The 7,225-nt window shown below is 57.8% G+C and carries 9 protein-coding genes; 4 read left to right on the plus strand and 5 right to left on the minus strand.

What is annotated here, in order from left to right:
* Positions 1 to 170: 170 nt before the first annotated feature.
* On the plus strand, positions 171 to 521 hold the full coding sequence (locus tag HMPREF2924_RS27160; protein WP_003134211.1) for a type II toxin-antitoxin system RelE/ParE family toxin: 351 nt from the start codon (positions 171 to 173) through the stop codon (positions 519 to 521).
* 488 nt (positions 522 to 1,009) lie between these two features.
* Here the strand turns inward: HMPREF2924_RS27160 and HMPREF2924_RS27165 are convergent, their stop codons facing one another.
* On the minus strand, positions 1,010 to 1,963 hold the full coding sequence (locus HMPREF2924_RS27165) for a TIR domain-containing protein (RefSeq protein ID WP_031690682.1): 954 nt from the start codon (positions 1,961 to 1,963) through the stop codon (positions 1,010 to 1,012).
* Between the two features lie 153 nt (positions 1,964 to 2,116).
* On the opposite strand from HMPREF2924_RS27165, the gene HMPREF2924_RS27170 reads away from it, so the two are divergent.
* The 3 genes from HMPREF2924_RS27170 to HMPREF2924_RS27180 are packed head-to-tail and all read left to right on the plus strand — an operon-like array spanning position 2,117 to position 4,106.
* Entirely contained in the window at positions 2,117 to 2,557 is a 441-nt protein-coding gene (locus HMPREF2924_RS27170) for a hypothetical protein (protein ID WP_063837802.1), read from the plus strand.
* Positions 2,558 to 2,595: 38 nt separating this feature from the next.
* A complete protein-coding gene (locus HMPREF2924_RS27175; RefSeq protein WP_003126718.1) occupies positions 2,596 to 3,273 on the plus strand; it encodes a DNA adenine methylase in 678 nt (225 codons plus the stop codon).
* On the plus strand, positions 3,273 to 4,106 hold the full coding sequence (locus HMPREF2924_RS27180) for an 8-oxoguanine DNA glycosylase (RefSeq protein WP_023094878.1): 834 nt from the start codon (positions 3,273 to 3,275) through the stop codon (positions 4,104 to 4,106). The genes HMPREF2924_RS27175 and HMPREF2924_RS27180 overlap by 1 nt, the downstream gene beginning before the upstream one ends.
* On the opposite strand, the gene HMPREF2924_RS35055 is transcribed toward HMPREF2924_RS27180, so the two are convergent.
* Genes HMPREF2924_RS35055 through HMPREF2924_RS27195 form a run of 4 tightly spaced genes read right to left on the minus strand, consistent with a single transcriptional unit; the run spans position 4,041 to position 6,850 of the window.
* Entirely contained in the window at positions 4,041 to 4,721 is a 681-nt protein-coding gene (locus tag HMPREF2924_RS35055) for a nitroreductase family protein (protein WP_069954859.1), read from the minus strand. The two genes, HMPREF2924_RS27180 and HMPREF2924_RS35055, sit on opposite strands and share 66 nt — an antisense overlap.
* Positions 4,699 to 5,304: a 7-cyano-7-deazaguanine synthase gene (locus HMPREF2924_RS27185; RefSeq protein WP_023094879.1), complete on the minus strand. Its 606-nt coding sequence runs from the start codon at positions 5,302 to 5,304 to the stop codon at positions 4,699 to 4,701. Before HMPREF2924_RS27185 ends, HMPREF2924_RS35055 begins: the two co-directional genes overlap by 23 nt.
* Positions 5,301 to 6,512 carry a PfkB family carbohydrate kinase gene (locus tag HMPREF2924_RS27190; protein WP_003134214.1) on the minus strand — a complete coding sequence of 404 codons (1,212 nt, stop codon included), beginning with the start codon at positions 6,510 to 6,512 and terminating at the stop codon, positions 5,301 to 5,303. Before HMPREF2924_RS27190 ends, HMPREF2924_RS27185 begins: the two co-directional genes overlap by 4 nt.
* A 20-nt stretch (positions 6,513 to 6,532) precedes the next feature.
* On the minus strand, positions 6,533 to 6,850 hold the full coding sequence (locus tag HMPREF2924_RS27195) for a hypothetical protein (protein WP_031690684.1): 318 nt from the start codon (positions 6,848 to 6,850) through the stop codon (positions 6,533 to 6,535).
* Positions 6,851 to 7,225: the final 375 nt, after the last annotated feature.

A 7,225-nucleotide genomic window follows, 5' to 3' on the forward strand; every position in this document is an offset into this window, starting at 1 on the left:
TGCGCCTGCTGCTGCAACAGGAAGCCCAGAATGGCGCCAAGCTCGAAGCCCTCCGCAACGCAACATCCAGTGGGCTGATGCAACTGGAGCGCGGCGAGTACGACGAGATCACCAGCGACGACCTGGCCCAATACCTCGACGAGCTCGGTAACCAGGCGAGCCACTGAAGCATGGCCAAGTACCGCATCTCCCATGATGTCCAAGCGGACATCATCGATATCCTGCGCTTCACCCACAACCGCTTCGGCGATGCCGCGCGCCGACGTTACCAGGCACTCATTGGCGCAGCGCTGGAAGCAGTTGCGACAGACCCACTGCGGCTCGGCAGCCTCAGCCGCGAAGAAGAGGGGCCAGGCCTGCGCAGCATCCATCTCGTCTATTGCTGCTCGATGCCCAAGGTCGGCAAGGTCATCCGCCCCAGGCACTTCGTCTTCTACCGGGTTGCGGCAGACCAGGTGCTCGAGGTGGTTCGCGTGCTTCACGACTCCATGGATCTGGATCAACACCTGCCCCAACGATGAGCGACTGCAGCTGGAGCAAATGGCCCAAAGGTGAAGGGAATGGTTCACAAGGGTAAAAGCCCTACCCGAAAGGGCCTGCCGGAAGGCAGAAAGGGCTGCGTTCGCGCCGGCGAACACGAAAAGGCTACGGGTGAACATCCACCAGCAGGTGCCCCATGGTTGATGCGCAATTGCACTGGCTGACCACTCGATTGCATTCCCCCTGACCAAGCATTTGCATTCGTGCTGACCACCGCTTGCATGCGGTTTTACCAGTCACACCGTAGTCACGACCGGCTGCAATCGACCCAAAGCTGACCTTTGTGACAGACCGAAATCGGCCAAAAGCAGCCGATGGTTTCTGGCTGTGCGATTCATTCTCTGTGTAAGCCTAGTCACAAGGCCTATTCAGATACCGGTGACGAAACATGGTTTGAGGCGGCCTCTGAGACCGCCTTGTCATTTCTGGCTCAAGGATTCTTCTTCAGTACCCACTGGCAGGCGTCAGCTCAACGCTGCAGAGGGGCGATGACGGTTTCCCATAGCATCTCAGCGGCGCCTTCCTGGGACAGCTTCTGGTCCTGCCCCGTACGGAAGGTCATCCCCAAGCTGGTGAGATAGAGAGACTGGTCATCCGCTTGCACCGTAAGCATTTCGTTGTACGAGTTGCCACTGAACGAAGCGCCCTGGCTGTAGTAGATCCCCGCCCCCATCTGCCCTCCAACGAAGACTGTTGCTCTCGCAACGTCTTGGCCATCTTTGTAGATGGTCGCGGAGAACCTATTGGCGTCGACACGACGAAACACGCCCTCGAAGCCAGGGTTTCGCGCCTGGAGCTCTTGCAGAGAGTTTTCGAAATAGCGGGCGATGTATTCGAAGGTATCAATCTGGAATCGGTCTTTTTCCAGCTGAGTGAACGTCTTGGCAAGGCGAAGATTGCTTGATCGCGGCCCGCTAGGCACTGCCTGTTGAGGGGTAATTAGTTCGACTCGAGCAGCTTGCGGGCTAGCTTTCGCATGAGTGCTGCGCAACTTTTCAGCCGCTTTACGTACCTCTTTCGCCACCTGCAAGAACGCCTCATCCCTGTCAGGCCACTGCGTTACCGGCTTTCCATCCTGAGGAGTGCCAAGCAGTTTGCCGAATGGCGCGTAGTGCCAATCACATGCGCGCAGGATCACCGGGATGACGATCGCCTGCCCCGCATGATGGCGCTCCATGGCCCGATTCATCTCGATGTTGTAGCAATAGTCCGAAGCGATGAAGTCCGGGCTGACCAACAACAAGATGATCTCATCGCTGTTGATATGGTCATCAATGGCAGTATCGATCTCCTGGCCAGCATGGATCCTTCGATCATGCCAAGTCTCGATGACTCCTTGCCGCTTTAACATGGCGAGCTGCTTCTCAAGCTGATCTCGCAGCGCTTCGTCAGCGTGACAGTATGAGAAAAACACATTCGGCAAGATGGCTACTCCAGATGATCGAGGATGGCCCGATCTTACGGCCTGTTTTACGCCTAATACAAAGCCTCCTGAATTGTGATTTCCTGGTAACTACAATCCCAAGTCAGCGTAACCGCACCTCGCCTGCCACAGACAAACAAAACGGAGCACGGTATGGAGATCGTCACCCTTGTCCAAATCAGCTTGAACCGCATAGGAACAGCCAGCGGCGTCGGGGGCGGCTTCAGGCCTACCCTGTCGCGCGTGGTGTTTGCAGAAGCTAAAGATGCGGAAATTCAGACTTTGCGCGACGTGGTTATCAAGGCAGCCGGGGAGAACGGAGAGGCGGGAGCGCTCGATGATCTCAAGCACCGGCCATCCTATGGACCAGGGGGTATAGTCTTCGACATTCAGGGAGGCAACGTCTCATACAGCCAGGCTTATGCAAACTGCGAGGCGTTCCCAGCACTCAAGTCTGGAGACCGCTACTTCCGCCTTGAGGAAGTCAAAATAACGCCCCCCATTTGTGACACCTGCATGCCGATTCCTGGTGAGTGCAGTGCGATGAGCCAGTCTGCACAGCCACTACCCCCTGGATCTCCGTTCAGCCGTTAAGCGTTGACATCATCGTCATTTCTGACGATGCTGGGCTCATGAAATACCCAGGCGGAAAAGGCAAGTGCTACCAGCGCTTGATCAACCTGATGCCACCGCATCAGACATACATTGAGTCCCACCTTGGTGGTGGCGCCGTCATGCGCAACAAGAAAGCTGCGCAGCGGAACATCGGCTTGGACCTTGATTCCAAGGTCATCGAGCTTTGGCAGTCGAAGCTCCCCGGGATCTGCGAGCTCCACCAGGTCGATGCCGTGTCCTTCCTCGAAAGCTATGCGTTCGAAGGCGAGGAGCTGGTGTATGTGGATCCGCCCTACGTTCCCGATACGCGCCGGCGCGAGAAGGTCTACCGCTGCGACTACACCGAAGCTGACCACATCCGTCTACTGCGTTGCGTGGTCGCACTACCTTGCAATGTGATGCTGTCGGGCTATGACTGTGATCTCTACAACCGAGAGTTGGTCGGGTGGCGGAAAGTCAGTTTTCCAGCAAAAACCCACGTAGAGATGCGCGAGGAAGTGGTGTGGATGAACTTCGCCCACCCTAGTCGACTGCACGACACCCGCTACCTCGGCGAGACCTTCAGGGACCGCCAGACCATTCAGCGCCGCCAAACCAGGCTCCGCACTCGCATCGAGAGCCTGGCCCCCATCGAGCGGCACGAACTACTGCAGTGGATGCAAGAGCTCTACGGCAACGACGAGGAGGCCGCCTAATGCAACTTGGCGCTATTTTCATGGACCAAGTGGTCTTCAATGTCGAGCTACCCCAAGCAGAGGCAGAGGTCCTTCCAGGCGTCCCATGGGGTGCCATGGAAGCATTCCCGACGCCGGCATATTGGGCATACCAGGTCTATGCCCGCCGGCTCACCGGCAACCGAATCAACTACAAGCTCGGTGCCACGCTGAAAGAAGAAGTCGGCGCCTGCCTGTTGGGTGGCCATGGCATTCCTGCCAACGTCGGCATCGCTGCTTTCCATCACGTAAGAGAGCGTGGTGCTTTCGGCGAGAAGCCCCCAGCAGAGGAAGTCCTGCTTGAGTGGCTACAGGAGCCCCTCGCGATCGACGGACGCCAGGTCCGGTACCGATTTGCCAAGCAGAAGGCGCGTTATCTCAGCGCCGCGCTTCAGAAGCTTTCTGCTGAACGACCGCCTCTTTCCTCAGGAAAGGAACTTCGTGACTGGCTGCTGGATATCCCCGGCATCGGTTACAAGACCGCGTCGTGGGTTGCCCGTAACTGGCTGGACGCCGACGACGTGGCCATCCTGGATATCCACATCCTGCGAGCTGGCCTGCTGGGCAAGTTCTTCGAGGATAACCTGACGGTCGAGCGCAATTACCTGGAGCTCGAGGAACAGTTCATCCGTTTCAGCAAAGGGCTCGGCGTCAGAGCTTCCGAGCTAGATGCGCTGATGTGGCTAGAGATGATGTCGTCTCCCTCCACGGTGCACAGCATCATGGGGATGGGCCACCATAATCCCGACTCAGCTGTTCGTGACCGAACCAAGAAGCGCAAGACCAACCCCGAACAGCTTGCTCTGATCGGCTAAACCACTGGCCCAAGGCTCACCCGTGATGCCGAGCGGGCAGAAGTTGAGTCCCTGGGCTGTAGCTGTCAAAGCCATCACTCCAAGCAATGCACCCGCATCACGCCAGATGAGGCTGCACCCATCCTGGTACTTACCCAGGGTCTTCCCTGGCTCGGCCAGGAATAGGAAACGGGTTGCCTGATCACCAGCCAGAACCTGCAGGCTTAGATCGAGCAAGCCTGCGAGCTTGGCAGGCGCATGCTTGATCTCAGCGAGCTGATGACTCCTGGGCACGTACAACCACCACCGGTCATCCTCAGGTCGTTTAACGACAACATGGATTGGGTGAATCGCGCCTGCGGACGGCGCCGCTCGATGCTCTAGGTCGAAACCAAGTTCCGAAGCACCCACTCCATGCGTTCTGCAGGCCAACCAGAGGAATGCACCGAGCTGCTGGCCATCAACAGAGCCGAACTCACGATGCGACGCGCGGGCGTCTATGACCTCGCTGAACGGCCGATCAGGCACACCCGAGGTGGATGGGAGCGAGCAAGTCTCACCCAGCTCCCACACGATCGGGGTGTAAGGCTCAGGAGCACTCCTGGGCAGGGGATCAGCCAGGTCGATCCAGGTCATAGCCGACCTCGAGGAAGACCTCCATGTACTTGTTGCAGCCGCGGCAGTTTCCACATGCCACGTGAGATTTGTGGCAACTGTGGGCCCAGGCCAGAAGCCCAGCTGGAATGCCCGACTGACGCACAAGCTCAGCAGTAGAAAGCTCGATCGCGGGGGCCTCAACCACCATGCCACCCTCCTGCAGGGAGAGCAGATGGCTGATCGCAGCCATGAACTCAGGCGAACCATCTTTGTGGAAGCCATCCGACTTCACCGTGCCGAGCCATAGGTGCGTCACGCCAAACGAAATCGCCTTCATCGCCGCCAGCGTGACCAGCATCTGGTTCCGGTATGGCCACCAGTCGGAGGCCGGTGCCAAGCCGTCAGCTTGGGTGCCCGCCATGTCTCCAGAGCCAAGCTGACGACAGTCGATCTCAATCACGTGATGTGGAATATCCAGCTGCTGGCAGATCGTGCGTGAAGCTTCGATCTCAGCCTGTGCCGCCAGCTGACCGTAGTTGAGGGTGAATGCGATGTCTGGCCGCTTCCACCAAGCAAGCGTCAAGGAGTCCATGCCTCCGGACAACAGCAAACCTGTTTTCATAGCTCCACCGCTTCCCAGACCATCTGATAGACCGCACTGACGTAGTCATCAGACATGGTGCAATCGGAGCCCTCCATCATCTTCTGATCTTGCTCGGACTCATTCTCCGCATAGAAAACGACGGGCTTGTTCAAGGCTCGGGCGTAACCAATCTCGAAAATCGTGCCCGAGTCAAGGCCATCGCCGATCGCGAACAGCACATCACAGTTGCGGACACCTTCGAGGTCTTTTTCCACAACGTCTTCCGCGGTGCCCAGGCCGACATCGTGGTAGGGAGAAAAGACGTCGAGGCCCATGGCTCTCAGGTCCCGGCGAGCCTGCCCGACCATCCAGAGCTCAGCGAGCGTAAAGAACGGGCCAGCGAGGTAGACCTTGGGTATGTAGCCATCGCGGTACCGCTGAGAGGGCTGCAAGGCCTTCGGCTTGAATGCTGTCAACAAGGCTTGGTCGGGGAATCCCTGGCTCTCGCAATAGAAGGCTGTCGCGATGGACGCAATCGAAGCGGCATCGTGAGCAGAAAGGCCGTTGTCCAGCCACCCCAGCGCAAAGTGGGCAGCGAAGGTGTCACCGGAACCGATCTTCCATACGCGCTCCGTGCGATAGGCCGGTACCGTGGAGATCTTGCCGTTGTCGTACACAAAGGCACCCAAGGGCCCCATTTTGATGACAACAACTTCCGCGTTTTCCTGTTTAGCCAAAGCAGCCGCGATGTCCTGAGGGGACAATCCGCGGGAGCCGGGCAACAGCAAGTTGGCTTCGTGGCGATTCAGGACCAAGGCCAGATGCTTGGCGGTGGAGCCATTGGCGCTGAAGGATTCAGGCTCATCAGCGTTCTGGGGATCAAACACCGCGAAGTCTGCATTCACCACTGCGGTTCCATCGATCATGCCGAAGCGGAGGACCTTCTCCCCGCTCACCGCCAAAGTCGACCTGGCATGAGTACCACGTCGAATGTCGGGATTGGCCAGACCATGGATGTACTCAAAGGTCACCCCTGCTTCAGCAGGTGCGCCATTGAACTTGAAGCCCTCAGCGGCTGCGCGTGCCTCTACAACTTCTTGGGTTCCACTATCTACGCAGGCGTGCAGTTCAGCTATACCGCCGAAACGGGCAATCGCCGTTGCCGCGCGTCCTGCCGATCCATAGATATCGTCCCAACCCGGGCGCATACACCGCTCCCGGTAAACGCCTCCTACGATGGTGATCATAGAGCTCTCCTTGCCCACTGTTAGACGTGATACACCCGAACTCGCACTTGCCCGCCGCTGATGTTCAGTACACGAGCCTGGAACTGTTCGTTCTGGTTCATGCAGTTCCGCAGTTGGTTCAGGTGTGGATCGACAATCCCACCCGCCTCAACGCCATTCCACAGCGCAACAACAACCTGGCTACCACCTTGCCCAAAGGCAATGTCGAGCACATCGCCGACCTGCAGCCCTGCAATCACCTGAGCTTTCGGCGATGCAAGCTGAGTGTCGAACCGAAGAGTTGCACAAGAATCACTGGGGGTATCTGGACCTAGATAGCTACCGCCTGAACCGGACATATTGCATTTCCTTCTGCTAGTCGACTGTGGAGTTTTAGGGATATCACAGTGTGCAGGCAAAATGCCATTGACCGCCGTCAATGATGAGTGGACTGCCCGCGTAGGTGACGTGAACGTCGTCTTTGGCTACCACATCTAGCCGGCCAGCACCTCACTCGTGAACGTCCGCTTGTGGCCGTTCTCTGCCGGTCGCCTCTTTGGCATGACTGGCCAAGTCGGATGCAAACGGTGGTCAGCACCAATGCAATTGGGTGGTCATGTGCGATGCAATTACGCAGTTGAGCCTGGCCCAGTTCCTCCCAGGCAAAGCATAAGACCAAGATGGCACATTGCCAACAAAATACCCTTCCCCGCTACCGTTGTTTTATCGTTGTT

This window comes from Pseudomonas sp. HMSC063H08, assembly GCF_001813645.1.
Classification (GTDB): Bacteria; Pseudomonadota; Gammaproteobacteria; order Pseudomonadales; family Pseudomonadaceae; genus Pseudomonas; species Pseudomonas aeruginosa.

Bases quoted from the DNA above. Each gene is read 5' to 3' on its own strand.
- HMPREF2924_RS27160 (WP_003134211.1), top strand. From the start codon at position 171: ATGGCCAAGTACCGCATCTCCCATGATGTCCAAGCGGACATCATCGAT.
- HMPREF2924_RS27170 (WP_063837802.1), top strand. From the start codon at position 2,117: ATGGAGATCGTCACCCTTGTCCAAATCAGCTTGAACCGCATAGGAACA.
- HMPREF2924_RS27175 (WP_003126718.1), top strand. From the start codon at position 2,596: ATGAAATACCCAGGCGGAAAAGGCAAGTGCTACCAGCGCTTGATCAAC.
- HMPREF2924_RS27180 (WP_023094878.1), top strand. From the start codon at position 3,273: ATGCAACTTGGCGCTATTTTCATGGACCAAGTGGTCTTCAATGTCGAG.
- HMPREF2924_RS35055 (WP_069954859.1), bottom strand. From the start codon at position 4,721: ATGACCTGGATCGACCTGGCTGATCCCCTGCCCAGGAGTGCTCCTGAG.
- HMPREF2924_RS27185 (WP_023094879.1), bottom strand. From the start codon at position 5,304: ATGAAAACAGGTTTGCTGTTGTCCGGAGGCATGGACTCCTTGACGCTT.
- HMPREF2924_RS27190 (WP_003134214.1), bottom strand. From the start codon at position 6,512: ATGATCACCATCGTAGGAGGCGTTTACCGGGAGCGGTGTATGCGCCCG.
- HMPREF2924_RS27195 (WP_031690684.1), bottom strand. From the start codon at position 6,850: ATGTCCGGTTCAGGCGGTAGCTATCTAGGTCCAGATACCCCCAGTGAT.